The 25,910-nt window shown below is 63.2% G+C and carries 24 protein-coding genes; 13 read left to right on the forward strand and 11 right to left on the reverse strand.

What is annotated here, in order from left to right; translation table 11 throughout:
- Window positions 1–2 precede the first annotated feature (2 nt).
- The 5 genes from lepB (at window position 3) to pdxJ (ending at window position 4,027) form a co-directional block, all read left to right on the forward strand.
- A complete protein-coding gene (gene lepB / locus AB5Y98_RS10370) occupies window positions 3–926 on the forward strand; it encodes a signal peptidase I (protein ID WP_005309381.1) in 924 nt (307 codons plus the stop codon).
- On the forward strand, window positions 927–1,598 hold the full coding sequence (gene rnc, locus AB5Y98_RS10375; RefSeq protein ID WP_005309383.1) for a ribonuclease III: 672 nt from the start codon (window positions 927–929) through the stop codon (window positions 1,596–1,598).
- Window positions 1,595–2,494 (forward strand): GTPase Era, encoded by a 900-nt coding sequence (gene era, locus AB5Y98_RS10380; protein ID WP_005309385.1) that lies wholly within the window; start codon window positions 1,595–1,597, stop codon window positions 2,492–2,494. Before rnc ends, era begins: the two co-directional genes overlap by 4 nt.
- Window positions 2,495–3,205 carry a DNA repair protein RecO gene (recO, locus tag AB5Y98_RS10385; protein ID WP_368231862.1) on the forward strand — a complete coding sequence of 237 codons (711 nt, stop codon included), beginning with the start codon at window positions 2,495–2,497 and terminating at the stop codon, window positions 3,203–3,205.
- Window positions 3,206–3,289: 84 nt separating this feature from the next.
- Complete coding sequence (pdxJ, locus tag AB5Y98_RS10390; protein ID WP_017786468.1) at window positions 3,290–4,027, forward strand: pyridoxine 5'-phosphate synthase; 738 nt, start codon at window positions 3,290–3,292, stop codon at window positions 4,025–4,027.
- Window positions 4,028–4,146: 119 nt separating this feature from the next.
- On the opposite strand, the gene AB5Y98_RS10395 is transcribed toward pdxJ, so the two are convergent.
- The 8 genes from AB5Y98_RS10395 to kbaZ are packed head-to-tail and all read right to left on the reverse strand — an operon-like array spanning window position 4,147 to window position 11,301.
- A complete protein-coding gene (locus AB5Y98_RS10395; protein ID WP_010635029.1) occupies window positions 4,147–5,001 on the reverse strand; it encodes a tagatose bisphosphate family class II aldolase in 855 nt (284 codons plus the stop codon).
- Window positions 4,992–6,191, reverse strand: coding sequence for an N-acetylglucosamine-6-phosphate deacetylase (gene nagA, locus AB5Y98_RS10400; RefSeq protein ID WP_368231863.1), 1,200 nt, complete (start codon window positions 6,189–6,191; stop codon window positions 4,992–4,994). The genes AB5Y98_RS10395 and nagA overlap by 10 nt, the downstream gene beginning before the upstream one ends.
- Window positions 6,192–6,626 carry a PTS galactosamine/N-acetylgalactosamine transporter subunit IIA gene (agaF, locus tag AB5Y98_RS10405; RefSeq protein ID WP_010635027.1) on the reverse strand — a complete coding sequence of 145 codons (435 nt, stop codon included), beginning with the start codon at window positions 6,624–6,626 and terminating at the stop codon, window positions 6,192–6,194.
- A gap of 46 nt (window positions 6,627–6,672) precedes the next feature.
- Window positions 6,673–7,551 (reverse strand): PTS N-acetylgalactosamine transporter subunit IID, encoded by an 879-nt coding sequence (agaE, locus tag AB5Y98_RS10410; RefSeq protein WP_368231864.1) that lies wholly within the window; start codon window positions 7,549–7,551, stop codon window positions 6,673–6,675.
- Window positions 7,541–8,317 (reverse strand): PTS N-acetylgalactosamine transporter subunit IIC, encoded by a 777-nt coding sequence (agaW, locus tag AB5Y98_RS10415; RefSeq protein WP_011704758.1) that lies wholly within the window; start codon window positions 8,315–8,317, stop codon window positions 7,541–7,543. Before agaW ends, agaE begins: the two co-directional genes overlap by 11 nt.
- Window positions 8,318–8,332: 15 nt before the next feature.
- A complete protein-coding gene (gene agaV / locus AB5Y98_RS10420) occupies window positions 8,333–8,806 on the reverse strand; it encodes a PTS N-acetylgalactosamine transporter subunit IIB (RefSeq protein ID WP_005309404.1) in 474 nt (157 codons plus the stop codon).
- On the reverse strand, window positions 8,806–9,975 hold the full coding sequence (locus tag AB5Y98_RS10425) for an SIS domain-containing protein (protein WP_099360075.1): 1,170 nt from the start codon (window positions 9,973–9,975) through the stop codon (window positions 8,806–8,808). Before AB5Y98_RS10425 ends, agaV begins: the two co-directional genes overlap by 1 nt.
- A 12-nt stretch (window positions 9,976–9,987) precedes the next feature.
- The gene (gene kbaZ / locus AB5Y98_RS10430; RefSeq protein WP_368231865.1) at window positions 9,988–11,301 is read right to left on the reverse strand and encodes a tagatose-bisphosphate aldolase subunit KbaZ; all 1,314 of its coding nucleotides are present in this window, start codon (window positions 11,299–11,301) and stop codon (window positions 9,988–9,990) included.
- A gap of 272 nt (window positions 11,302–11,573) precedes the next feature.
- Between kbaZ and AB5Y98_RS10435 the strand changes: the two genes are divergently transcribed.
- Window positions 11,574–12,371, forward strand: a complete 798-nt coding sequence (locus tag AB5Y98_RS10435) for a DeoR family transcriptional regulator (protein WP_005309410.1) — start codon at window positions 11,574–11,576, stop codon at window positions 12,369–12,371.
- 175 nt (window positions 12,372–12,546) lie between these two features.
- Here AB5Y98_RS10435 and AB5Y98_RS10440 read toward each other — a convergent pair whose 3' ends face one another.
- The 3 genes from AB5Y98_RS10440 to barA form a co-directional block, all read right to left on the reverse strand.
- Entirely contained in the window at window positions 12,547–13,446 is a 900-nt protein-coding gene (locus AB5Y98_RS10440) for an N-acetylmuramoyl-L-alanine amidase (RefSeq protein ID WP_252601953.1), read from the reverse strand.
- Between the two features lie 3 nt (window positions 13,447–13,449).
- Window positions 13,450–13,929 (reverse strand): DUF1456 family protein, encoded by a 480-nt coding sequence (locus tag AB5Y98_RS10445; RefSeq protein ID WP_005309414.1) that lies wholly within the window; start codon window positions 13,927–13,929, stop codon window positions 13,450–13,452.
- A gap of 71 nt (window positions 13,930–14,000) precedes the next feature.
- Window positions 14,001–16,712, reverse strand: coding sequence for a two-component sensor histidine kinase BarA (gene barA / locus AB5Y98_RS10450; protein WP_368231866.1), 2,712 nt, complete (start codon window positions 16,710–16,712; stop codon window positions 14,001–14,003).
- A 153-nt stretch (window positions 16,713–16,865) separates the two neighbouring features.
- Between barA and rlmD the strand changes: the two genes are divergently transcribed.
- From rlmD to ispD, 7 genes are all read left to right on the forward strand, one after another.
- Complete coding sequence (gene rlmD / locus AB5Y98_RS10455) at window positions 16,866–18,188, forward strand: 23S rRNA (uracil(1939)-C(5))-methyltransferase RlmD (RefSeq protein ID WP_368231867.1); 1,323 nt, start codon at window positions 16,866–16,868, stop codon at window positions 18,186–18,188.
- Between the two features lie 264 nt (window positions 18,189–18,452).
- Window positions 18,453–20,666 (forward strand): GTP diphosphokinase, encoded by a 2,214-nt coding sequence (relA, locus tag AB5Y98_RS10460; RefSeq protein WP_005309420.1) that lies wholly within the window; start codon window positions 18,453–18,455, stop codon window positions 20,664–20,666.
- A gap of 82 nt (window positions 20,667–20,748) precedes the next feature.
- The gene (gene mazG / locus AB5Y98_RS10465) at window positions 20,749–21,546 is read left to right on the forward strand and encodes a nucleoside triphosphate pyrophosphohydrolase (protein WP_042051154.1); all 798 of its coding nucleotides are present in this window, start codon (window positions 20,749–20,751) and stop codon (window positions 21,544–21,546) included.
- A 141-nt stretch (window positions 21,547–21,687) separates the two neighbouring features.
- Window positions 21,688–23,325: a glutamine hydrolyzing CTP synthase gene (gene pyrG / locus AB5Y98_RS10470; protein ID WP_005309423.1), complete on the forward strand. Its 1,638-nt coding sequence runs from the start codon at window positions 21,688–21,690 to the stop codon at window positions 23,323–23,325.
- An 89-nt stretch (window positions 23,326–23,414) separates the two neighbouring features.
- Window positions 23,415–24,716: a phosphopyruvate hydratase gene (gene eno / locus AB5Y98_RS10475; RefSeq protein ID WP_005309426.1), complete on the forward strand. Its 1,302-nt coding sequence runs from the start codon at window positions 23,415–23,417 to the stop codon at window positions 24,714–24,716.
- 178 nt (window positions 24,717–24,894) lie between these two features.
- Window positions 24,895–25,212 carry a cell division protein FtsB gene (gene ftsB / locus AB5Y98_RS10480; RefSeq protein WP_017783452.1) on the forward strand — a complete coding sequence of 106 codons (318 nt, stop codon included), beginning with the start codon at window positions 24,895–24,897 and terminating at the stop codon, window positions 25,210–25,212.
- Window positions 25,205–25,910, forward strand: a 706-nt coding sequence (ispD, locus tag AB5Y98_RS10485) for a 2-C-methyl-D-erythritol 4-phosphate cytidylyltransferase (protein ID WP_368231868.1), incomplete at its 3' end; no start/stop codon positions are given. The genes ftsB and ispD, both read left to right, overlap by 8 nt.

Consider the following 25,910-nt stretch of genomic DNA (forward strand, 5'->3'; position numbering starts at 1 on the left):
AGATGGCAAGCACGTTTTCCCTGATCCTGGTGGTGGTCTGCGCGATCACCGGTGTTATCTGGTGTCTGGACAAGATGATCTGGTCCAAGCAGCGGGCCGCCAAGATTGCCGTGGCCCGTGCCCACGGCGGCGCCCATCTGGACGAGAAAACCCTGGCCAAGGTGGCCCCCGTGCCGGTCTGGATCGAACAGACCGCCGGGGTCTTCCCGGTCATCACCCTCGTACTGATCCTGCGCTCCTTCATCTTCGAACCGTTCCAGATCCCGTCTGGTTCCATGATGCCTACCCTGCTGGTGGGCGATTTCATCCTGGTGGAGAAGTTTGCCTACGGCCTCAAGGATCCGGTGACCAACACCAAGTTCCTCGAGACCGGTGAACCCAAGCGCGGCGACGTGGTGGTGTTCAAGTATCCGCTGGATACCCGGGTGGACTACATCAAGCGCGTAGTCGGCATGCCGGGGGATCGGGTCATCTATCGCAACAAGGAGCTGATGATCCGGCCCAAGTGCGAGGAGCAGGAAGGGAAAACGTGCCCGGGCTTCCAGAAGCTCGACGTCAAGTTTGAACAAAGGGGTGAATTTACCCAGATGGGGATCCCGCTTGACCGCTATACCGAGCAGCTGGGCGAGGTGTCTCACGAGACCCTGCGCAACCCGCTGATGCCCGATATGGTCGGCCGTTACTACCGCCAGCCCGGCACCTACCCCGACGAGTGGGTCGTACCGGAAGGTCAGTACTTCGTCATGGGCGACAACCGTGACAACAGTACCGACAGCCGCTTCTGGGGCTTTGTGCCCGAGCAGAACCTGGTGGGCAAGGCGGTCGCTATCTGGATAAGTTTTGAATTCGAGCGCGAAGAAGGCTCCCTGCTGCCGAGCTGGGTACCGACAGGGGTGCGCTTCAACCGCATTGGCGGAATCAAGTAAATGAACATCAAGATGAACAGACTGCAGTCCCGTCTCGGGCATGTCTTTCAGGATCAAGAACTGCTGACCCGGGCGCTGACTCACCGCAGCGCCGGCTCCCGTCACAACGAGCGACTGGAATTTCTGGGTGACTCCATTTTGAGTCTGGTGATTGCCGACGATCTGTTCCACCGCTTCCCGCAGGCGGCGGAAGGGGATCTCAGCCGGATGCGCGCCACCCTGGTGCGCGAGAAGACCCTGGCCGAACTGGGCCGGGAGTTCGACCTCGGGGATCACCTGATCCTGGGGCCGGGCGAGCTGAAAAGCGGCGGTTTTCGCCGTGAATCCATTCTGGCCGACACGGTCGAGGCGGTGATCGGTGCCGTCTATCTGGATACCAATCTTGAGACTGTACGGACTCTGCTGCTGGGCTGGTACGCCAGTCGCCTGGACGAGATCAAGCCGGGCATAGAGCAGAAGGATCCCAAGACCCGTCTGCAAGAAATTCTGCAGGGAAGCCGCAAATCCCTGCCGACCTACACAGTGACCAACGTCAAGGGCGAAGCCCACAACCAGGAGTTCACCGTCCAGTGTGAGGTGGAAGGTCTGGATGGTCCGTTGGTCGGGGTCGGCACCAGCCGCCGCAAGGCCGAACAGGCCGCGGCGCAGCAAGCATTGGAAAAACTGTCATGACAGATAGCACTTATTGCGGCTTTGTCGCCATCGTGGGCCGCCCCAACGTGGGCAAGTCCACCCTGCTCAACAAGCTGCTTGGCCAGAAGGTCAGCATCACCTCGAAGAAACCCCAGACTACCCGTCACCGGATCCTGGGGATCGACACCGAGGAGAACTATCAGACCATCTACGTGGATACCCCGGGTCTGCACATTGAAGAGAAACGGGCCATCAACCGCCTGATGAACCGCGCCGCCACCAGTTCGCTGGGGGACGTGGCCATGGTGGTGTTCGTGGTCGACGGCACCCACTGGACCAAGGACGACGAGATGGTGCTGGGCAAACTGCGCAACCTCAAGTGTCCCGTGGTGCTGGCGGTCAACAAGATCGACAACGTCAAAGAGAAAGAGGATTTGCTGCCGCACCTGGAGTGGCTGGGCCAGCAGATGAACTTTTCCCACATCCTGCCCATCAGTGCCGAGAAGGGCACCAACGTGGAGAAGATCCGCGAGTGGGCCAAGGATCTGCTGCCGGAAAACGTCCACTTCTTCCCGGAAGATTACGTAACCGATCGCTCCTCCCGCTTCATGGCCTCCGAAATCATCCGCGAGAAGCTGATGCGCTTCACCGGTGAGGAGCTGCCCTACTCGGTGACGGTGGAGATCGAGCGCTTCAAGGTGGAAGAGAACGGTCTCTACCACATCCACGGCCTGATCCTGGTGGAGCGCGAAGGCCAGAAGAAGATGGTCATCGGCAACAAGGGCGAGAAGATCAAGACCATCGGCACCGAGGCCCGCATCGACATGGAACGGCTGTTCCAGAACAAGGTGCACCTCGAGCTGTGGGTCAAGGTCAAGTCCGGCTGGGCCGACGACGAGCGCGCCCTGCGCAGTCTCGGCTATGGCGACGACTGATTGCTGACCCCGGCTTTCGTCATTCACAGTCGGCCCTATCGGGAGACCAGCCAGCTGGTCGAGGTTTTCACCCAGGATAGTGGCCGTTTTACCCTGGTGGCTCGCGGTTCTCGCGGGCCACGCTCGCCTCTGAAGGGGCTGTTGCAGCCCTTTACCCTGCTCACCATCGCCTGGCGTGGCAAGGGGGATCTCAAGAATCTCACCCAGGTCGAGTGCCCGGATCACTCCCTGCGTCTCGGTGGCGATCGCCTCTTCTACGGCCTCTATCTCAACGAGCTGGTCTACTACCTGCTGGAAGCGCACACCCCCTTCCCCGAGGTGTTCGATGCCTATGCCCGCGCCATCATGGCGCTGGCCGACGGCGAGACGCCGGAGCTGCCGCTGCGCCGCTTCGAGTTCCTGCTGCTGCAGGCGCTGGGTTATGCGGTGGACTTCGAGTACACGGCGGATGACGAGTCGCCCATCGAGCCGAACCTGCTCTACGGCTTCGAGCGGGAGTTGGGCTTTGTCGCTTGCGAGCGGGCGCCGGATCCCCGTACCCTGTTTCTCGGCGCGCACCTGCTGGCCTTTTCCGAGGGGCGATTCGATACCCCTCCCTTGCTGCAGGCGGCCAAACGTTTCAGCCGGCTGGCGCTGCAACCCTATCTGGGGCGGCGTCAGTTGAAGAGCCGGGAGCTGTTTTTAAAACGCAAAGCCAGCATGCAAGGCTGACACAGATTACAGACATACGGATATTGGCGCGGGGTGATTCGCTGACCGCGCAGTCAACAGATGAAGCCTTTCAAGGAGTTCTCAATGAGTGAAATCTATCTGGGTGTGAACATCGACCATATCGCCACCCTGCGCAACGCCCGGGGCACCCAGTATCCGGATCCGGTACAGGCCGCCTTCGTGGCCGAGCAGGCCGGGGCTGATGGCATTACCGTGCATCTGCGTGAAGATCGCCGCCACATCACCGACCGCGATGTGGAGATCCTGCGCCAGACCATCCAGACCAGAATGAACCTGGAGATGGCGGTGACCGAAGAGATGATCGGCATCGCCTGCCGCATCAAGCCTCACTTCGTCTGTCTGGTGCCGGAGAAGCGCACCGAAGTGACCACCGAGGGCGGTCTGGACGTGGCCGGTCAGCTGGACAAGGTGACCGATGCGGTGACCCGTCTGGCCGCCGTCGGTGCCCAGGTGTCGCTCTTCATCGATGCCGACCCCATCCAGATCGATGCGGCCGCCGCGAGCGGTGCCCCCTTCATCGAGATCCACACCGGTCGCTACGCCGATGCCACCACGGATGCCGAGCGCAACGCCGAGTTCAAGCGCATCGCCGCCGGTGCCTCCTATGCCGCCGGCAAGGGCTTGAAGGTCAATGCCGGCCACGGCCTGCACTACCACAACGTCAAGGCCATCGCCGCCATCCCCGAGCTCTATGAGCTCAACATCGGCCACGCCATCATCGGCCGCGCCGCCTTCGACGGCCTGGCCAAGGCGGTCAGCGACATGCGCCTGCTGATGCAGGAAGCCCGTCAGGGGATCTGATCTGTCGGCAGGGGTTGGGCCCCGCGACACGAAGAAAAAGGGACGCCACGGCGTCCCTTTTTGTTGCGGTATGATGGAAAGGTCGGTGGCGGTCAGACTTGCACTGCCTTCTGCGATGTTCAGAGTTTGCCGTCGCTCATACACATGCGGATCTTGGCGGCGACCACCTCCTCCATGGCGGCCATGGCGGGCACCAGATACTGGCGCGGGTCGCTGGCGTCGGGGTGGGAGGCCAGGAACGCCTTCATGGCGTCGGAGAAGGCGATCTTGAGCTCGGTGGCCACGTTGACCTTGCACACCCCGAGCTCGATGCAGCGGCGCACGTCCCAGTCGGGAATGCCGGAGGCGCCGTGCAGCACCAGCGGCACCGCTACCCTGGCCCGGATGGCGGCGAGGCGCTCGAAGTCGAGGCGCGGCTCCTCCTTGTAGAGGCCGTGGGCCGTGCCGATGGCGATGGCCAGGGAGTCGATGCCGGTGCGCGCCACGAACTCGGCCGCCTTGTCCGGGTCGGTCAGATGGGCGTTGGCGGCGTCCACGATGAGGTCATCCTCCTGGCCGCCGAGCTGGCCCAGTTCGGCCTCCACGCTTGCCCCCAGGCGGTGGCAGAAGGTGACGACCCGCTGCACCTTGGCGACGTTCTCCTCGAACGGCAGGTGGGAGGCATCGATCATGGCGGAGTGAATGCCGGCCTCGACCTTGTAGTGGATATCCTGCTCATCCTCGTGGTGGTCCAGATGCAGTACCAGCGGGATGCGGTACTGATGGGCAGCCGAGGCACAGATGGAGACCAGGTACTCGACCCCGGCGTGGCGGTAGGTACCCGGCGTGGCGGCCAGGATCACCGGGGAGTTCAGCTTGGCGGCGGTGCGAGCCACCACCTCGACGGTCTCCAGGTTGTGGATGTTGAAGGCCGGCACCGCATAGCCGCGGCGCTGGGCATCTTTAAGCATTTCGTGGGACGAGATCAGATACATGAGGACTCCTTGGCACCCTGGCGGGCACCAGCTTCAGGGAAAGAGAGCGGGGCAGGGGCGGGGAGGATCTCTCGGCCCGCCACCCAGATATGTTGTTGATTGAGTTCCTCGGTCAGGGCGAGCAGGTTGGCCTGCTTGCCGACGGCCAGCGAGCCGAGGCGATGTTCCATTCCCAGCATCCGGGCCGGTGCCAGCGAAGCCATGCGGATGGCCTCCTCCAGCGGCACGCCGGCCAGCTGCACCATGTTGCGCACGGCGCCGAGCAGGGTGAGGGTGCTGCCCGCCAGGCCGCCGGTGTCGGTGCGCACCACCCCATCCTTCATCTCCACCCGGTAGTCGCCGAGCAGGTAGTGACCGTCCGGCATGCCGGCGGCGCGCATGGCATCCGTGATGAGCAGCAGGCGATCCCTGGCGCAGCAGTGACAGAGTCTGAGCACGCTCGGATGGACGTGGTGGCCGTCAGCGATGAGCTCCAGCCAGGCACCGGGATACACCAGCCCTGCACCGACCATGCCGGGGTCTCTGTGGTGCAGGCCGCGCATGCCGTTGAAGCAGTGCACCAGACCGGAGGCCCCCGCCGCCAGCGCCGCCATGGTGGTGTCGTGGTCGGCGGCGGAGTGACCCAGCATCACCCGGATGCCGGCCTGCTTGAGATGACGGATGGCGGCCAGCGCCCCGGCCTTCTCGGGGGCGAGGGCGATAACCTTCAGGGTACCTCGCGCCACCTGTTGCAGCCGGTCGAGCTCCGCCAGATCCAGCTCCCGGAACAGGGCCGGATCATGGGCGCCCTTGTTGTCCGGGGTAAAATAGGGCCCCTCCAGATAGCTGCCGAGCAGTTGCGCGCCCGGCAGGGGGCTCGCCATGGCATCGGCGATGCGACCCAGGGTGCTGAGGATGGCGGGCAGCGGGGCGGTGACCGTGGTGGCGAGGAAGGCGCCCACCCCTTCTGCCGCCTTGGCAAGGGTGAGGCGGGCCAGGGCGTCGGCCGCCTCATCCATCACGTCGACGCCGGCCCCGCCGTGGACGTGGCCATCGATGAGGGCGGGCACCAGCAGCTCGACCTCCCGCACCGGGTCGTCGGCCGGGATGGGGCTGATGGCGGTGATGACGCCCCCTTCATGGGTCAGTACCTGGTGTGTCAGCCAGCCCTGCTCGGTCAGCAGGCGGCGGGCGCGGATCCGCTCTGCCATCTAGATCCCCTCCTCGGCCAGCGTCTCGGCCCGCTCGCGCGCCAGCTCGTCCACCAGGCTGGTTAGGCCGCGATGACCGCAGCACAGCGCCTGTTCACGAAACTGGGACGGGGTCAGCTCGCCGCGCTCCATCACCATCTCCAGCAGCAGCTGCAGATTGGTGCCGGTGACCACCTCCCGCCCGGGTTGGCGCAGCGCCAGGGTGGAGGCGACCCGAAACGGGGTTCCCCCCAGCAGGTCGGTCAGAAAGACCACGCCATCCCCTCGCTCCACCTGAGTCAGGGCGGTTTCGCACTGATCCTGCAGCAGTGCCGTGGTGGAGGACTCGGGAAAGTCGATGGCGACCACCGCCTCCTGCTCGCCGAGGATCTGCAACATGGCCTGTTCCATGCCGCTGGCGAAGCCGCCGTGTCCGCAAATGATGATGCCCAACATAACCTGTTCCTTTACAGCAAAGGGCCGGCCTGGTGCCGGCACCGGATTAGAGGAAGCCTGCAAACTTGCCGACGATGCCGAGTACGACCGTGATGACGATGAGGCGCAGCGGACTCCAGCCGCGGCGGATCAGCCCATACATGGCCAGGGTGTAGAGCAGCGGCAGGAAGGCGGGCATCAGCTTGTCGAGCACGTCCGCCTGCAGCTTCACCACCGCATCGCCGGCGGTGATCTCCAGGGTGGTGCCGAGTCGCACATAGGTGGCGACCAGGGCGCCGATCACCGTCATGCCGACGATGGAGGCGGCATGGCCCACCTTGCGGGTGTTGGCCTTGATGAGCGGAATGGCGGCCACCCCCATGCGGTAGGCGTAGTGCGCCAGCCCGAAGCGCAGGCCGAAGTGCACCAGGTTGAACAGCAGGAAGAAGACCACAGCTCCCATGATGGAACCCTGCAGCGCCAGGTCAGCGCCGATGCCGCCGCAGATGGGCAGCAGGGTGAGCCAGAACATGGCATCGCCGATCCCGCCGAGCGGGGCGCCGACCGCGATCTTGGTGCTCTGGATGCTGTTGACGTTCTGCTTGGAGCGCTCCATCGCCAGCACAATCCCCATCACGAAGGTGACCAGGAAGGGGTGGGTGTTGAAAAAGCCCATATGCCCCTTCATCGCCCGGGGGAGATCCTTGGGGTTGGTGTGGATCTTCTGCAGGGCCGGCAGCAGGCCATAGAGCCAGCCGGAGGCCTGCATCCGCTCGTAGTTGAAGGAGGCCTGCAGCAGCAGGGAGCGCCAGGCGAAGCGGTTGATGTCCTGGCGGGTCAGCTCGGCACCCAGTTGCTGATCTTCGTAGACGTCATCGGAGACGGTGCGGGTCGGTTGCGGCTCGGCCGCCTGGGTCAGCCGGGTGGCGGTGTTGTTAGATGCCATCTTCAGTTTCCTCCTGGATGGGGCGGGCTTGTGGCGCCGGGTCCTTGCGCATGAAATCGATCAGAGCCATGGCCAGGGCGGCCGCGGCGATGGCCAGCACCGGCAGCTTGAGCCAGGCGGCGGCAACGAAACCGAGGATGAAGTAGGGGATGTAGACGTTCTTCATCATGATCTTGAGCAGCACGGCGAAGCCGATGGCGGGCATGATGCCGCCGGCGACGCCGAGGCCGTCGATGAGGCGGGCGGGCAGCACGTCGATGGCGGTCTTGGCGTGTTCGGCCCCGAAGTAGGTGGGCAGAAAGGCGCACAGGAAGTAGAAGGAGCCGAGCGCCAGCAGCGCCAGGTAGTTGACCCGTTCGATGCCGCGCACATCCCCCTGTTCCGCCATCCGGTCGCAGCGGGACATGACCCCCGACATCACCGAGAAGAGGAAGGTGATCCCCATCTGGACCGCCACCGCGAACGGTACCGCGACCCCGACCGCCACATCCGGCTTGACCCCGGTGGTGATGGCGAAGGTGGCGCCGACTATGGTGCCGATGATGACGTTGGGCGGCTGCGCCCCCGCCAGCGGGGCCAGCCCCATCCAGACCAGCTCCAGGGTGCCGCCCACCAGAATGCCGGTGGGCAGGTCGCCGAGGATCAGGCCCACCAGCGGGCCCAGTACCACGGGCCGGTGGAAGTGGGTCAGGCCGTTGAACAGGTCAAGCCCGGCGAAGAACGCCAGCATGCCCAGCAAGAGCCCTTGCAACAAACTGATTTCCATCACAATTGTCCTTAATCAGATGAGGTTGAAAATGTCCTGTGCCGGTTCGGTCGGCACCCCCTGGACAAAGCAGGCGACGTGGGCGTCCTGCAGGGCGCGAAACGCCGCTATGTCCGACTCGTCCACCGATACCGTCTTGTGGATCTGACGCTTGCCGTCGGCGTAGTGCATGTTGCCGACGTTGATGCGGGGGATGGGCACCCCGCCCTCCACCAGGGTGCGAAAGTCCGCCGGACTCTTGCACACCAGCAGGATCTTCTGGCGATCGGCGGCCTTGCCGATGTTGTCGATCACCTTCTGCAGCGGCCAGAAGCGCACTGCGATGCCCTCTGCCAGCACCATCTCCATCAGGTTCTGCTGGATGGGGTCCTCTGCGACTTCGTCATTGGCGACCAGCACCAGATTGGCGCCGGCGAAGCCGACCCATTGCACACCGACCTGACCGTGGATCAGGCGCTCGTCGATACGGCTCAGCACTATGTTCGGCATCAGACGCCTCCTTGCTGGTTGAACGGATAGATGTTGACCCCCTGCACGACCCGGTTGACCCGCCCGCTCGGGCAGGGGTTGTCCGGGGTGATGCCCAGCACCAGCGCGGTGTGGAAGGCGTAGTACTGGGCGTAGAGCAGGTAGCAGAGCGCCAGTTCGGCGTCGTCACCGTTGAGGGGGGTGGGCAGGTAGATATGTTCGCCGGCGCTGATGAGCGGATCCGGCCGGTCGGCCAGGGCGACCACCCGGGCGGCATGGCCGTCCTGGCGCAGCTCGCCGAGCAGGTCCAGATCGTACTGGCGGGTATAGGGATCGTTGGACACCATCAGCACGATCAGGGTTTGCCGATTGATGGCCGACTTGGGCCCGTGGCGAAAGCCGGTGGGGGAGTCGTGCATGGCCATCACCTGGCCGGCGGTGAGCTCCAGCAGCTTGAGGGCCGCCTCCTGGGCCACCCCTTGCAGGCTGCCACTGCCAAGGTAGATGACCCGCTCCGGCAACGGCCGATCCCACTCGGGCACCTTCAGTTCGGCCTGGGGCAGGATGGCATCCCCCAGCGCGATGAGCGGCTGGCTGGCGATCGGGTTGAACTGGCGCGGCAGGAATACCGCCAGGCAGCTCAGCATCATGCTGGTGAGGCTGCTGGTCATGGCAAAGCTGCGGTCATGGGTCTGGGGCGGCATCAGCAGCGCCAGGGAGCGAGCATCCTTCTGGCAGCGGCGATAGAGCTCCCCCTCACCGTTGCAGGTCAACACCAGGTGGTGGCACTCGCTCAGCAGCTGGCTGGCCAGCTCGACCGCCGCCACGCTCTCCGGGCTGTTGCCGGAGCGGGCGAAGGAGATGAGCAGGGTCGGGCAGTCCTGTGCCAGGTATTCGCCCGGATCGGTGACGATGTCGGTGGTGGCGATCGCCTCGAAACGGCCGTTGAGGCGGGCACTGAGATAGGGGGCGAGGGCGCGGCCGGCAAAGGCGGAGGTGCCGGCTCCGGTCAGGATCACCCGCAGGTTGCCCCGTGACAGCAGGGGCAGCAGGAAGTGCTCTATGGTGGCGCGGCACTCCTCCACTATGGTGAGGGTCTCCCGCCAGGTGGCGGGTTGCTGGAGAATTTCACGGGCGGTGGCCAGGCCGTTGGCCGACCGCAGCGTCTCTTCTGGATAACCAAGGATCATCTCTACAACTCCTTATACAACCGGGGTCAGCCGGGAGTGGCTGGCGGGGGCGTCGCTGCAGGCCGCCGCGTATTGGCGCAGCACCTCCTGCACCTGATCGAGAATGAGGTCATGGGGATTGGCCGAGAGTGAGCCCTGGCGCACCTTGCGGTATTGCAGCGGCAGGTGCTGGCTGAGCAGCGGCAGGGGAATGGGTTCGGCGGCCAGGTTGGCCAGCAGCCGGGCGTAACAGTCATCGACCCGGCTGTCGGGCCAGTAGTAGCGAATGCGATCGGAGTAGCTGTAGCCACGGGCCAGCCGGCACTCGTTGGGGCTGCCCTGATAGTGGCTGCGCCAGAAGTCGGGGCGATCCAGCATGGTCTCTTCCAGCACCTGGCGCAGACCCGAGCAGGCCTTGGCCACCACCAGTTCTTCCTCGATGGCGGCGAGGGCAAACAGCGCCTCGCGCAGGGCAAAGGTGAGGGCCGGGCCGACCTTGAGGATGGCGAAGTGATCGCGCACCAGCTGGCGGTAGGCGTCCGGGGTCTGGTAATCGGTGGAGTGGGCCTCGAATACCAGATGGGGATAGGCCTCGATCATCCGGCTCAAGGGGGCGGCCCGCTCGGGGCGGTAGTCGATGACGTGGGTGTGGTCGAACTCCACGCCGGGCTGCACCACCAGACCGATCACCCGTGGCCAGAGCCGGGCCAGTCCGGCCTGCTCGAAGGCCTGCTGGTGGGCGACCAGGGTGTGGTGCGCCGCCTCCGGCGTGGTGACCGCCAGCTCGGCCAGCTCTTCGTGGGCACCGCCCGGTACCGGCACTTCGGTGCCAATCACATAGACCAGGTCGCTGTGGCCAAACTGCTCTGTGGCGGTCTGCTCGGCCACGTTTGCCAGCCGGGCGGCGCGCGCCGCCACCAACTCGTCGGTCAGCGGCACCGGATCCCCCTGGCAGGGCATGCTGCAGTCGAGGTGGATCTTCTTGAAGCCGGCCGCAACATAGCTGGCGACGAGATCCTCGGCGTGGGCCATGGCCTGTTCGGCGGGTTCGCTCTGCCAGCGGTTGGGGCCGAGGTGATCCCCACCCAGTACCAGCCGCTGCACGGGAAAGCGGCACTCGGCGGCGAGCCGGTGCAGCAGGTCGCGAAAATCGGCCGGTGTCATGCCGGTGTAGCCGCCAAATTGATCCACCTGATTGGAAGTGGCCTCGACCAGCAGCAGCTGGTCTCCTTGCGCCGCCAGTCGCAGGGCCGCCTCCAGTACCAGCGGATGGGCGGAGCAGACGGCGTAGATCCCGACCTGTTCCCCCTGCTTGTGTTGTGCGACCAGATCCAGCATTGATTTCATTTCCCTCTTCCTCTTGGCCTGAACAAGATGCATTGCTTTCGATTTCTTTCTTTACCCTAGGCGTACGGCGTTCGAAACGAAATAAAAGCGTGTTCACATCTTGAGCAAGATCACAAAAAGAAATGAATCGAAAGGGTTTTGGCTGCTTCAGGGAGTCTGATGGCACTTTTCAATTCAATGAAAGCTTGATTTGCCATCGAGGCTGAGTGTTAATAGGGAAACGTAACGAAGTGAAAGCTCTACTTTCACCACAGGACTCCGGCAGAGAGACTATGCAAATCACCGAAAAGAGCGTGCTCGGCACCAGCGAGCGACGGGAGCGCATCATTCAGCAGCTGCGTAGCAATGGCAGCGTTCAGGTCAACGAGCTGGCCGGCCACTATCAGGTCTCCACCGTCACCATCCGCAACGATCTGGCATTTCTGGAGAAACAGGGGGTGGCGGTGCGCGCCTACGGCGGCGCCCTGCTGTGCGAATCCGGTCAGCCGGTGGCCGAGCGCACCATCGCCGACAAGAGCGTGCTCAACACCCCGGTCAAGCAGCGCATCGGCGCCATGGCGGCGAGCCTGGTGCAGCCGGGTTGCCGCCTCATTCTCGACTCGGGCACCACCACCCTGGAGGTGGCACGCCACCTGCGCGATCACCAGGAGATAGTGGTGATGACCAACGGCATGAACGTGGCGAACGCCCTGCTGGAGGCGGAAGGGGTGGAACTGCTGATGACGGGCGGCCACCTGCGCCGCAAGTCGCTCTCCTTCTACGGCGCTCAGGCGGATCTCTCCTTGCAGAACTATCACTTCGATCTGCTGTTTCTCGGGGTGGATGGCATCGATCTGGAGCGCGGCGTCAGCACCCATCACGAAGACGAGGCCAGGCTCAACCGCTGCATGTGCCACGTGGCCGAGCGGATCATCGTCGTGACCGACTCCAGCAAGTTTGGCCGGCTGAGCCTGCACAAGATCATCGATACCCGGCGCATCCACACCCTGATCACCGACGACGCCATTGCGGCGGAGACCCTGGCCGGTCTGCGTCAGGCCGGGATAGAGGTGCTGCTGGTGGAGGCCTGAGCCGGCAATCGACGAAGAATGCGAAAGAGGGACGCCGCGGCGTCCCTCTTTCGTGGTCGGGGCGAAGCTCAGCGTTGCGCGGGGAAATAGCGCTCGAGCAGGAGAGGGAGGATGGCCTGACGTTCGGCGTTCTTCTGCTTTGGGCAGAATGGTGTGATACCGGTAGGGATGAGGGTCAGTCTGGCTCGGGAAAGTAACGCTCGAGCAGGGCAGTCAGGATGGCCTGACTCTCGCCATCCGCTTCACCGCTGACCAGGGTGGGCCGAAAGTGGAGCTGGAAGGCGCGCAGGGCGGCGCGGCTCTGTTCGTCCCAGTGGCCGCTCGGGGCGACGCCATAGCCGTAGCGGGCCAGCCGTTGCTGCCAGCCGAGGGCATCCCAGGCCGGCGCCGGCTGCTGGCGCAGCTCGGTCAGCCGGGTCTCATCGGGCCAGGCGCCCACCCCGTAGTGCAGGGCCAGCTCGCGCCAGGGGAAGTGGGGACCGGGATCCTGCTTGCGCTCGGGGGCGACGTCGCTGTGGGCCAGCACCTGGGTGGGGGGGATCTGGTAGCGCTCGACCAGCTCGCGGGTGAGGGCGCCGAGAGCGGCTATCTGTGCCCGGGTGTAGGGCTGCCAGCGTCGCTGGTGGGCGGGCAGCAGCTCATCCTGTGGCGGGTAGCCGAGGTTGACGATCTCGATGCCAAGAGAGCTGGCATTGAGCCCCGTATACTGGTGCCAGCGGCTGCGGCCGGCATGCCAGGCGCGCCGGTTGTCGGGCACCAGCTGGTAGACCGGCAGCGGCCGCTCATGGGTATCGCGCGGGATAAGGTAGTGGGCGCTCACCTGATGGGCCGGCTCGGTCAGCAGGCGCAGGGAACGCTCATCGTCTTCATCCGTGTAGTGCAGGATCAGAAAGGCGATGCGCTCGTTCTGGCTGGCGCTCTGATGGTCGTTGTTGAGCCGGTAGGGGGCGGGCTGGCAGGCGCTCAGCAGCAGGGTGAGGCAGAGGGCATACCAGTGCCGGCAGTCGCCCCATGGCCGACGGCGCCCACCCACCGCCAGCAGGCGGGATGATGGTGAGCGCAGACGCCGGCCCATGGTTCAGCCGCGATACTTGGCGGTGAGGCCGATGAGGAAGTTGCGCAGGATCTGATCCCCGCAATCCTGGTAGTGCTTGTGGTCCCGTGAGCGGAACAGGGCGCTCAGCTCGGACTTGGAGAGGTTGAAGTTCGCCAGCTTGAGGGTGGCGAGCATCTCCTCTTCCTTGAAGTTGAGGCCGATGCGCAGTTTGCGCAGGATCATGTTGTTGTTGATCCGGTTCGGGATCACCTGGGGCGGTGCATCTTCCCGTGCGCCGCGGCGCACCAGGATCAGGCCGTCGAGGAACTGGCTCAGGGCCGAATCCGGGCAGGCGGCAAAGCCAGCCTCCTGCACCTCACCCTCTTCTGCCTCTTTCATCAGCCAGCCGTGCAGCTGGGCGTGGGTGACGGTCAGGTTGCCCTTGGCGAACATGTCGACCATCTGGTCGTTGCTGATGCTGAGGGCGTAGCGCAGGCGGCGCAAAATATCGTTGTTGGTCATGTCGACTCCTGTGGAAACGGCGCAACTTTACCATCTGGCGGGGCCCGCGTCAGAAAAAGCGGGCCGCCGGGTCAGGCGAGGTAGCGGGGAGCCTCCTGGCGCACCTGCTCCAACGCATCCTGCAGCTCCAGCAACTCGGGCTCGAGTTCGGCCACCGCCACCCCGTCCCGCAGCTGCTGCTCCAGCTGGGAGAGCAGCCGCTGCAGACGAGGCACCCCCGAGTAGGCGCAGCCGCCGTTGAGGCGGTGGAGCTGGGCCAGCACCTCGCTGTCCTCCACCTGGCCGGCGAGCGCCGCCTCCAGCACAGGATCCACCTCGTCGAAACTGGTCATCAGCATGGTCAGCATCTCCTTGGCGAGATCCAGCTTGCCCGCCGCCTGGCGCACCGCCAGCGACCAGTCGATCTGCTGGCTGGCGTGATTCTGGTGGCGACGATGGGCGAAGTCGGTGATGAGCTTGGCCAGCATGGCCTCGTCGATGGGCTTGGCCAGATAGTCGTCCATGCCCTGGCGGATCAGCCGCTCCCGCTCGCCGGGAATGGCGTGGGCGGTGACCGCGACTATGGGCGTCTCGGTGTTGAGGGACTGGCTGCGAATAGCCTGGGTGGCGCTGATGCCGTCCATGATCGGCATCTGGATATCCATGAAGATGATGTCGAATGGCTGGCTCTGGGCCAGTCTGACCGCCTCCTTGCCGTTCTTGCACACCACCACCTGGCTCACCATCTCCTTGAGCATGGCGGCGATCAGCTTGAGGTTGGCGGCGTTGTCGTCCACCGCCAGCACCTTGATCTCCTGCACGCTGCGCGGGGAGGGCTCTGGCAGCGGGGCGCTGCGCGCCGCCTCGGGGGAGAGCAGGGCGTGCAGCAGCTTGCGGTGGTTGATGGGCTTGGAGAGGCAGTGCTGGGCGCCGTGGGCCAGCATGGCTTCGTAGAGCGAAGGCTCATGGCTGCTGAGCAGCACTATGGTGTTCTGCTGGCCATCCAGCCCGTCGAGGCGCGCCACCACCTGCTGCGGACTGTGCTGGGTGCCGCTGCCGATGATCACCATGTCCTGGCTGCTCATCTCGGGCCAGGGGTCGTCGCCGGTCAGGGAGTGCACCTGCAACTGCCACTCCGCCAGCAGGGCGCAGATGGCGGAGTGACTGAAGGGATCCGGTTCCAGCAGCCAGACCCGCTTGCCCTGGATGCGATCCAGCGGCAACCGGTCGGTCTGGGGCAGGGGAGAGACCTCCAGATCCAGGCTGAAGGAGAAGACAGAGCCCTTGCCGAGTTCCGATTCGAAGCGGATCTGGCCCCCCATCTGCTGCACCAGCTTCTGGGTGATGACGAGGCCCAGGCCGGTGCCGCCATAGCGGCGGGAGATGGAGGAGTCGGCCTGGTTGAAGGCCTGGAACAGCTGGCGCTGCTGCTCTTCCGAGATGCCGATGCCGGTGTCGCGGATCAGCACGTTGAGCCGTACCTTGTTGCCGCTGAGGCTGCCAGTCTGCTCGATGCGCACGTCCACGTTGCCGCGCTCGGTGAACTTGATGGCATTGCCGGTGAGGTTGGTCAGCACCTGCTGCAGGCGCATGGGGTCGCCGGTGAGGTAGTCCGGCACCTCGGCATCCACCTGCAGGGAGAGCTCCAGCTGCTTGTCGTGGGCGCTGGGGCCGAGCAGATGCATGGTCTCGTTGAGGGTGTCGCGCAGGCTGAAGGGGATGTGCTCCAGCTGCAGCTTGCCCGCCTCCAACTTGGAGAAGTCGAGGATGTCGTTGATGATGCCGAGCAGGTTGCGGGCCGACTTCTCGATGGTCTGCATGTAGTCGGTCTGGCTCGGGGTCAGGCTGGTCTTGAGCAGCTGGCGGGTGAAGCCGATGACCCCGTTGAGCGGGGTGCGCAGCTCGTGGGACATGTTGGCGAGGAACTCCGACTTGACCCGCGCCGCCTCCTGCGCCCGCTTCTTGGCCATGTCGAGCTCGACGTTCTGGATCTCGATCTGTTCCAGCGTCTCGCGCAAGTCGGAGGTGGCCTGATCGATGTTCTGCTGCATCTCCTCGTGGTATTCCGAGAGCGCCTTGGCCATGGCGTTGATGCCGTTTTTCAGCATGTCGAGCTCGCCGGTGAGCTGACCGCTGACCCGGGTATCGAGCCGCCCCTCCCTGATCTTGTGCACCGCCTGCACCATGTCGGTGATGGGTTGGGTCACGCTCTTGACCAGTCTAAAGCCGAACAGAGTACTGAAGGCGATGCCGATGAGCACCATGATCACCGCGAAGAAGGTGTCGCGGTATTGCAGGATCATGGCCCGGTCGGTGGTCATCTGCATGGAGATGTAGCCGATCATCGGCGGTTCCACGTCGCTTGGCAGCGGGAAGCCGTCCATGCTGGTCTCGGCCTGGATCGGGGTGCGCAGTATGATGTCGTCGCCATAGAGGGTGACGCTGGTGAGCTCGGGGATCTGGCTGCCGTCCGGCAGCCGCAGCCGGGTGAAGTCCCTGTGGTAGTTGGACGTCACGAACAGCTGGTTGTCCTGGGTGAAGACGGCGATGGACTTGATGAGCGGCGAGTTCTTGCGGTGGGTGAGGCCGATCAGCCGCTTGAGCGATTCGCGACTGTGCTGGGTCATGCCATATTCACTGGCGATGGCCAGCGGCTCTATGATGTTGATGCCCTGATCGATCAGGTTGTTTTCCAGCTGCTGATAGCGGTGGAAGGTGAAATAGCCGGCCATCAGGCCGCCGATGATCAGGGTCGGCAAGATGGTAAAGGCCAGCACACGCGCCCGAAGGCCGTATTTGGTCATGCGGATGATCCCCCGAAGAGCAGGGTTGGCAATGGCGTAAACGAGCGGGTGCGGGCCCACAGGCCGTATTTGGTCATACTATTATTCTTGTGGGACAATAGCCTGCTGCAGATTCCACAATCATGACATAGCCACCTATAGGCACCAAGTTTTATGGCCCAGTTTTTCAAGCCCCAAAAGAAATCCACTCAGCCCCAACGTATTGAATTTACGGTAGACAGCCTGGATCACCACTGCGTCGGGATCGGCCGCCACCAGGGCAAGGCGATCTTCATCGAAGGGGCGCTGCCCAGTGAGCAGGTCAAGGCCCGCATCCTCGAAGACAAGAAGCAGTATGCCCACGCCGCCCTGCAACAGGTGGTGACGCCGGCGGCCAATCGCATCGCCCCCTTCTGCAGCCACTACCGCGAGTGCGGCGGCTGCAGCGCCCAGCACCTGGCTGAGGCGGATCAGCGCGCCGCCAAGGAGGCCGGCCTGGTCAGCCTGTTCGAGCGACTCGGCAACATCCAGCCTCCGGCGCTGGAGCCCGTGCTGGGCGGGGAGTCCCGCGCCTATCGCCGGGTCTGCCGGTTGGCCATCAAGTTCGACAAGAACGGCCGCTGCACCCGGGTGGGCTTTCGTCGTCGCCAGTCCAACGATCTGGTGGAGATCGGCGGTTGTCCGGTGCTGGCCGAGCCGCTCTCCGCACTGATCGCCCCGCTGCGCGAATGCCTCAACCGCCTCAAGAGCCAGCGTGAGCTGGGCCATGCGGAGCTGATCCAGGCCGAGCAGGGGATCCTGATGCTGCTGCGCCATACCGGCCGGCCGACCGAGGCGGATCGGGCGCAACTGATCGAGTTCGCCGAGGCGCAGGGGATCGACCTCTATCTGCAGGCGGCCGACGAGCAGATTGAGCCGCTGCACCAGCAATTTGCGCCCTCCTACTCGCTGGATGGCCTGTCTCTTGCGTTCGCTCCCGGTGACTTCATCCAGGTCAACGGCCCGGTCAACAAGCGCATGGTGGAGCAGGCACTGAACTGGCTCGAGGCGGGCAAGGATGACAAGGTGCTCGATCTGTTCTGCGGTATCGGCAACTTCACCCTGCCGCTGGCCCGTCAGGCCCGCGAAGTGGTGGGGGTGGAAGGGGAGCTGGCCATGGTGGCCCGTGCCGAAGAGAACGCCCGTCGCAACGGCATCGAGAACGCCCGTTTCTACAAGGCGGACTTGAGCGGCGACATCGCCGGTATGTCCTGGGCGCGGGAAGGGTTCGATCTGGTGCTGCTGGATCCGGCCCGTCCCGGTGCGTTCGAGGTGATGGAGCACGTCGTGAAACTTTCACCCAGACGGGTGGTCTACGTTTCCTGTAATCCGGTCACCCTGGCGCGCGACAGCCAGGTGCTGGTGAAAGGGGGCTATCGGCTGGTGCGCCTCGGCATGCTCGACATGTTCCCGCACACCGGCCACCTGGAGTCCATGGCGCTGTTCGAGCGCAAATAGACGGGCGGTGATGGGCAAAACGGACGTGGTGGCGGTGCCATGAAAGGGCAGCCGTCAGTTGACGATGGTGGCGTCCATAACGCTGTCTGGGCAGGCATGATTGGGGTAATCTAGACCCTTGTAAATCGGCAGGGCCTGGCGGAGAACTCTATTGTTTTTCTTGACAATATGCCTTGAAAAATTCTCCGCAGATCCCCATTTGAGGCAATCTCATGAGGGGAGAGGGCGACAGCCTTCGGCCCAATAATTTAAAGGATTGATACCATGGTTGCGGTTCGCGATATTCATTTGAAAGACAACTTCACCCTGGAGGAGTGGGTCAGCTCGCTCACCCTGAGTGACAGTGACAAGGATCAGCTGCGAACCGTCTACCAGTACTGTCTGACGCTCGGTGACGAAGCGCTCACCAACCGGCTGCTGGTGCGCGGGGTCGAGATGGTGGGCATCCTGCTGATGCTCAGCATGGATCTCGGCACCCTCAAGGCCGCCATCATCTACCCCTTCGTCGAAGCCGGTCTCATCAGCCAGGAGCGGATGGACGAGGACTTCGGTCCCAAGATCGCCAAGCTGGTGGAAGGGGTGCTGGAGATGGAGGCCATCCGCTCCCTGCAGACCCTGCACCGCAGCGAAACTTCGCCGGAGCAGGTCGACAACGTGCGGCGCATGCTGCTCGCCATGGTCGAGGATGTGCGCGCCGTGGTGATCAAGCTGGCGGAGCGGATCGCCTGCCTGCGGGAGGCGAAAAAGGCGGATGAAGAGACCCGGGTGCTGATGGCCCAGGAGATCACCAACATCTATGCCCCGCTGGCCAACCGGCTCGGCATCGGTCAGCTCAAGTGGGAGCTTGAGGATCTCGCCTTCCGCTACCTGCACCCGGATACCTACAAGCAGATCGCCAAACAGCTCGACGAGAAGCGCCTCGATCGGGAGCGCTACATCCGCGAGTTCGTGCAGTCCCTGCGCGATGCCCTGAAAGAGGCGGGGGTCGAGGCCGAAGTCTACGGCCGGCCGAAACACATCTACAGCATCTGGCGCAAGATGCAGAAGAAGCACCTCGAGTTCAACGAGCTGTTCGACGTGCGTGCGGTGCGGGTGGTGACCAAGCGGCTGCAGGATTGCTATGCGGCGCTCGGCATCGTTCACACCCATTTCCACCACATTCCCCGCGAGTTTGACGACTATGTCGCCAACCCCAAACCCAACGGCTACCAGTCCATCCATACCGTGGTGGTGGGGCCCGAGGGCAAGACGGTGGAGATCCAGATCCGTACCGATCAGATGCACCAGGATGCCGAGCTCGGTGTGGCGGCCCACTGGCGCTACAAGGAAGGGGCTCAGGCCGGCGGCAAGGCCAACAACTTCGAAGACAAGATCGAGTGGCTGCGCAAGCTGCTCGCCTGGCAGGAGGATCTCTCCGAGAGTGGCTCCCTGCTCGAGGATCTGCGCAGTCAGGTGTTCGAGGACAGGGTCTATGTGTTCACTCCGAAAGGGGATGTCATCGACCTGCCGGCGGGGGCCACGCCCCTCGACTTTGCCTATCACGTCCACAGCATGATCGGCCACCGCTGCATCGGCGCCAAGATCGACGGCCGCATCGTGCCGTTCACCTATGCGCTGCAGACCGGCGATCAGGTGGAGGTGATCACCCAGAAAGAACCGAACCCGAGCCGCGACTGGATGAACCCCAACTCAGGTTTCCTGCGCTCCAGCCGGGCGCGGGCCAAGGTGGCCACCTGGTTCAGAAAGCTGGATCGGGACAAGAACATCGTCGCCGGGCGCGAGCTGTTCGACAAGGAGCTGGATCGCCACAACCTCAGCATGGCCAAGATCGACAAGGGCAACATGCTGCGCCGCTTCAATCTGGAGAGCACCGACGATCTGCTGGCCGGCATCGGCAGCGGCGACATCCGCATCAACCAGGTGATCAACTACCTGGACACCTGTTACAACAAGCCGACGGCGGAGGAGGAAGATCGCCGCCTGCTGGAGAAGCTGGAACAGAAGGCCAATGCGCCGTTCCGCCACAAGCCCAAGGATCACATCGTAGTGGAAGGGGTGGGCAACCTGATGACCCACATCGCTCGCTGCTGCCAGCCGATCCCCGGGGATGCCATCCAGGGCTTCATCACCATGGGCCGCGGCGTCTCCATCCATCGGGAGGATTGCGAGCAACTCAAAGAGCTGTCGCGCCGCAACCCGGAGCGACTGATCGATGCGGTATGGGGGGAGAACTACTCCGGCGGTTACGGTCTCACCATCCGCATCCTCTCCAACGACAGGTCCGGCTTGCTGCGCGACATCACCACAGTGCTCGCCAACGAGAAGATCAACGTGATGGGGGTGCGTTCGCGCTCCAACGTGCGTGAGCAGACCGCCGAGATCGACATGGAGCTGGAAATTTACAACATCAACGCCTTCAACCGGGCGTTGGCCAAGCTCAGCCAGCTCAATGACGTGATCAGCGCCAAGCGCCTCTGATCGTACGCAACACTGCACTCGTGACCGACCGCCAGGTCGGTCACTGTTTTCTCCCGGTAGCATCAAGAAAAGCGAACATCCCATGTCCCAACGTTACGACCTGCCCCAACTGCTCGCCATCATGGCCAAACTGCGCGACCCGAACGGGGGCTGCCCCTGGGATCTCAAGCAGAGCTTCCAGACCATAGTGCCGCACACCCTGGAGGAGGCCTACGAGGTGGCCGACGCCATCGAGACCGAAGATTGGCAGGGGCTGAAAGGGGAGCTGGGGGATCTGCTGTTCCAGGTGGTGTTCTATGCCCAGCTTGGCAAGGAGCAGGGGCTGTTCGACTTTGCCGACATCGTTGACACGGTGAGCGAGAAGCTGATTCGTCGCCACCCCCATGTCTTCTCCGATGCCGACCTCGGCGACGAGCAGGCGGTGAAGGTGAACTGGGAGGCGGAAAAGGCCAAGGAGCGAGCGGCGCTCGACAAAGAGAGCGTGCTTGACGACATCCCCCTCTCGCTGCCGGCCTTGACCCGCGCCGCCAAGATCCAGAAGCGCTGCGCCACCGTCGGTTTTGACTGGAAGACCCTGGGCCCTGTGGTAGACAAGATCCACGAGGAGATCGACGAGGTGATGGAAGAGGCGCTGATGGCCGACGTGGATGAAGAACGGGTGAGCGACGAACTCGGCGATCTGCTGTTTGCCACCGTCAATCTGGTGCGTCATCTCGGCAAGGATCCGGAGCAGGTGCTGCGGGGCGCCAACGCCAAGTTCGAACGCCGCTTTCGTCAGGTTGAGCAGTTTATCGCCGCGGAAGGGCTGAAAATGACCGACTGCAGCCTCGAGAAGCTGGATGCCGCCTGGGTCAAGGCCAAGGAAACCGAACAAAGTTGATTTGGCGCAAGATGGGGGCACCGGGAGCCTGATAGATTTTTGTTCATTGTTTGGGAGAGGGGGTTTTGGTATACTGTTTCCCCGTCCTGCTTCATCCCCGAAGCACCCCTTAAAATTCCCTAAACTTCTTTCAGGTTCAGCATGACGACAAAATATATTTTTGTAACTGGTGGCGTTGTTTCATCCCTCGGCAAAGGCATTGCCGCAGCTTCTCTGGCAGCCATTCTGGAAGCCCGTGGTCTGGATGTGACCATCATGAAACTGGACCCCTATATCAACGTGGATCCGGGCACCATGAGCCCGACCCAGCACGGTGAAGTGTTCGTAACCGAGGACGGGGCCGAGACCGATCTGGACTTGGGCCACTACGAGCGTTTCATCCGCACCAAGATGACCCGCCGCAACAACTTCACCACCGGTCGCATCTATGCCGACGTGCTGCGCAAAGAGCGCCGCGGCGACTATCTGGGCGCCACCATTCAGGTGATCCCGCACATCACCAACGCCATTAAAGAGCGGGTGATTGCCGGTGCCGAAGGCCATCAGGTTGCCATCGTCGAGGTGGGCGGTACCGTGGGCGACATCGAGTCCCTGCCGTTCCTCGAAGCCATTCGTCAGCTGGCTGCCGAAGTGGGTCGCAACAACGCCATGTTCATGCACCTGACCCTGGTACCTTATCTGGCCGCCGCCGGCGAAGTGAAGACCAAGCCGACCCAACACTCCGTGAAGGAGCTGCTCTCCATTGGTATCCAGCCGGATGTGCTGATCTGCCGTTCCGACCGCGCCATTCCGGCCAACGAACGTGCCAAGATCGCCCTGTTCTGCAACGTGCCGGAGCGTGCCGTCATCTCCATGAAGGACGTCGACTCCATCTACAAGATCCCGGCGCTGCTGAAATCCCAGAACCTGGACTCCTACATCACCGAGCGCTTCGGCATCGAGTGCAAGGAGGCCGATCTGGCCGAGTGGGAACAGGTCATCTATGAAGAGGCCAACCCGACTGCAGAAGTGACCATCGGCATGGTGGGCAAGTACGTCTCCCTGCCGGATGCCTACAAGTCCGTCAACGAGGCGCTCAAGCACGGCGGTCTGAAGACCCGTCTCTCCGTCAACATCAAGTACATCGATTCCCAGGACATCGAGACCCGTGGCGCCGAGCTGCTGGAAGGTCTGGACGCAATCCTGGTGCCGGGTGGCTTCGGTGAGCGCGGCGTGGAAGGCAAGATCCTGGCGGCCCAGTATGCCCGCGAGAACAAGATCCCGTATCTCGGCATCTGCCTCGGTATGCAGGTTGCGATGATCGAATTCGCCCGCAACGTGGCCGGCATGGCCGGGGCTCACTCCTCCGAATTCAAGAAAGATTGCGCCTACCCGGTAGTGGGTCTCATCACCGAGTGGGTGGATGACGAAGGCAACGTCGAGACCCGGACCGAGAAGTCCGATCTGGGCGGTACCATGCGTCTGGGTTCCCAGCTATGCCATCTGGTGGAAGATTCCAAGGTGCGTCAGATGTACGGCAGCCCGACCATTTACGAGCGCCACCGTCACCGTTATGAAGTGAACAACAAGCTGCTGCCGCAGATCGAAGCAGCGGGCCTGAAAGTGACCGGTCTCTCCGCCGACAAGAAGTTGGTGGAAATCATCGAGATCCCGGATCACCCCTGGTTCGTGGCCGCGCAGTTCCACCCGGAGTTCACCTCGACTCCTCGTGATGGCCACGCCCTGTTCGCCGGTTTTGTGAAGGCGGCGGGCGAGTATCAGAAGCGTAATCTGAAGTAATTGAAAATAAATGCGGTTGGGGCCCTGTGCCACAGCCGCTTTTTTTGGCATATTTTTGTTGTTTTTTTACGAAACCTGAGGAAATACACATGTCCAAGATCGTTAAAGTGATCGGTCGTGAAATCATCGACTCCCGTGGTAACCCGACCGTTGAGGCCGAAGTTCACCTGGAAGGTGGTTTTGTTGGTATGGCAGCCGCTCCGTCTGGCGCGTCCACCGGTTCCCGCGAAGCGCTGGAACTGCGTGACGGCGACAAGAGCCGTTTCCTGGGTAAAGGCGTGCTGAAAGCCCTCGAAGCCGTCAACGGCCCGATCGCTCAAGCTCTGCTGGGTAAAGATGCCAAGGACCAGGCCACTGTCGACCAGATCATGATCGACCTCGACGGTACCGAGAACAAATCCAAGTTCGGCGCCAACGCCATCCTGGCTGTTTCCCTGGCCAACGCCAAAGCTGCCGCAGCTGCCAAAGGCATGCCGCTGTACGCCCACATCGCCGAGCTGAACGGCACCCCGGGTGTCTACTCCATGCCGCTGCCCATGATGAACATCATCAACGGTGGTGAGCACGCCGACAACAACGTCGACATCCAGGAGTTCATGATCCAGCCGGTTGGCGCAAAGACCCTGAAAGAAGCCGTTCGCATGGGCGCAGAAGTGTTCCACAACCTGGCCAAAGTGCTGAAGTCCAAGGGCTACAACACCGCAGTTGGTGACGAAGGTGGTTTCGCTCCGAACCTGAAATCCAACGCCGAAGCGCTGGAAGTGATCGCCGAAGCCGTTGCTGCTGCCGGTTACAAGCTGGGCACCGACGTGACCCTGGCCATGGACTGCGCTGCTTCCGAGTTCTACGACGCAGAGAAGAAAGAGTACAACCTGAAAGGCGAAGGCCGTGTCTTCACCTCCAACGGTTTCTCCGACTTCCTGGAAGAGCTGACTGCCAAGTTCCCGATCGTCTCCATCGAAGACGGCCTGGACGAATCTGACTGGGAAGGCTTCGCCTACCAGACCCAGAAACTGGGCAAGAAAATCCAGATCGTGGGTGACGACCTGTTCGTAACCAACACCAAGATCCTGAAGCGCGGTATCGACAACGGCATCGCCAACTCCATCCTGATCAAGTTCAACCAGATCGGTTCCCTGACCGAAACTCTGGCTGCCATCAAGATGGCCAAAGACGCTGGCTACACTGCCGTCATCTCCCACCGCTCCGGTGAGACCGAAGACGCGACCATCGCCGACCTGGCCGTTGGTACCGCTGCTGGCCAGATCAAGACCGGTTCCATGAGCCGTTCTGACCGTGTTGCCAAGTACAACCAGCTGATCCGTATCGAAGAAGCCCTGGGTGCCAAGGCTCCGTTCCGTGGTCTGAAAGAAGTGAAGAACCAGGCTTAATCATCGCCTGTTCTCCTGCTTCACAAAGCCCCGCCATCCGGCGGGGCTTTTTCGTCTGTGTCACCCCCATCCCCGGATTCTGCATTTTTTGTTCCGACCGAACCCATCCGGGGCACAGGCTTTCTTTTGTCTTGCCTGCGAATATGGGAAACTAGGCCGCTTGAAGGAGATTCAGTGCATGCGGCTACTCACTCTTATCCTGCTCTTCCTGTTGGGGGGGCTTCAATATGACCTCTGGCTGGGGAAGAACGGCCTGTCTGACTATCATGAGCTGTCCGATGCCATCACCCGGCAGCAGCAGGACAATCTGGTACTCAAGGATCGCAACAACCTGATTTATCGCGAGATTGATGACCTGACCTCGGGCCTGGAAGCCATCGAGGAGCTGTCGCGCAACGATCTTGGCTACATCAAGCAGGGCGAGACCTTCTACCGCATCATTCCCAAGGACAAAGACAAGGGTTCCAGCTCCGGAGACGCAGCCTACGATGACTGATCATCACTGCGGGCTGACCGCCATCGTGCCGGCCGCCGGCATCGGCAGCCGGATGGGGGCCGAGTGCCCGAAACAGTATCTGCAGCTGGCGGGCATGGCCATTCTGGAGCACACCCTGACCCGGCTGCTCTCCCACCCGGCTATCGGTCAGGTCATAGTGGCGCTGGCTCCCCATGACCGCTGGTTCGACACCCTGGCCGTGGCCGCCGATCCGAGGATCCTGCAAGTGGAAGGGGGCGCCGAGCGCGCCTTCTCCGTGCTCAATGCGCTGCACGTGGCGCAAGGGGAGTGGGTGCTGGTGCATGACGCTGCCCGCCCCTGCCTGACCCACAGCGATCTCGATCGCCTCATTGCTACCGCCATGGCCTGTGGCGGAGCCATCCTCGGCAGCCGGGTGCGCGACACCATGAAGCGCTCCGACGCCGCCGGCAACATCCTCGCCACCGTCGAGCGCGAGGAGCTTTGGCACGCCCTGACCCCGCAGATGTTCCCCACCGGCCCCCTAATGCGGGCGCTGGAGGAGGGGCTGGCGCTGGGGGTCACCATCACGGATGAGGCCTCCGCCATGGAGCGGGCCGGCTTCCCGGTGCGGATGGTGGAAGGGCGGGCCGACAACATCAAGGTGACCCGGCCGGAGGATCTCTCCCTGGCGGGGCTCTATTTGCAGCAACAGGACGCGCGCCGGCCGGCGCGACCCG

The sequence above is a fragment of the Aeromonas sp. s3 genome (genome assembly GCF_040907805.1).
In the GTDB taxonomy this organism is placed as follows: domain Bacteria; phylum Pseudomonadota; class Gammaproteobacteria; order Enterobacterales; family Aeromonadaceae; genus Aeromonas; species Aeromonas dhakensis.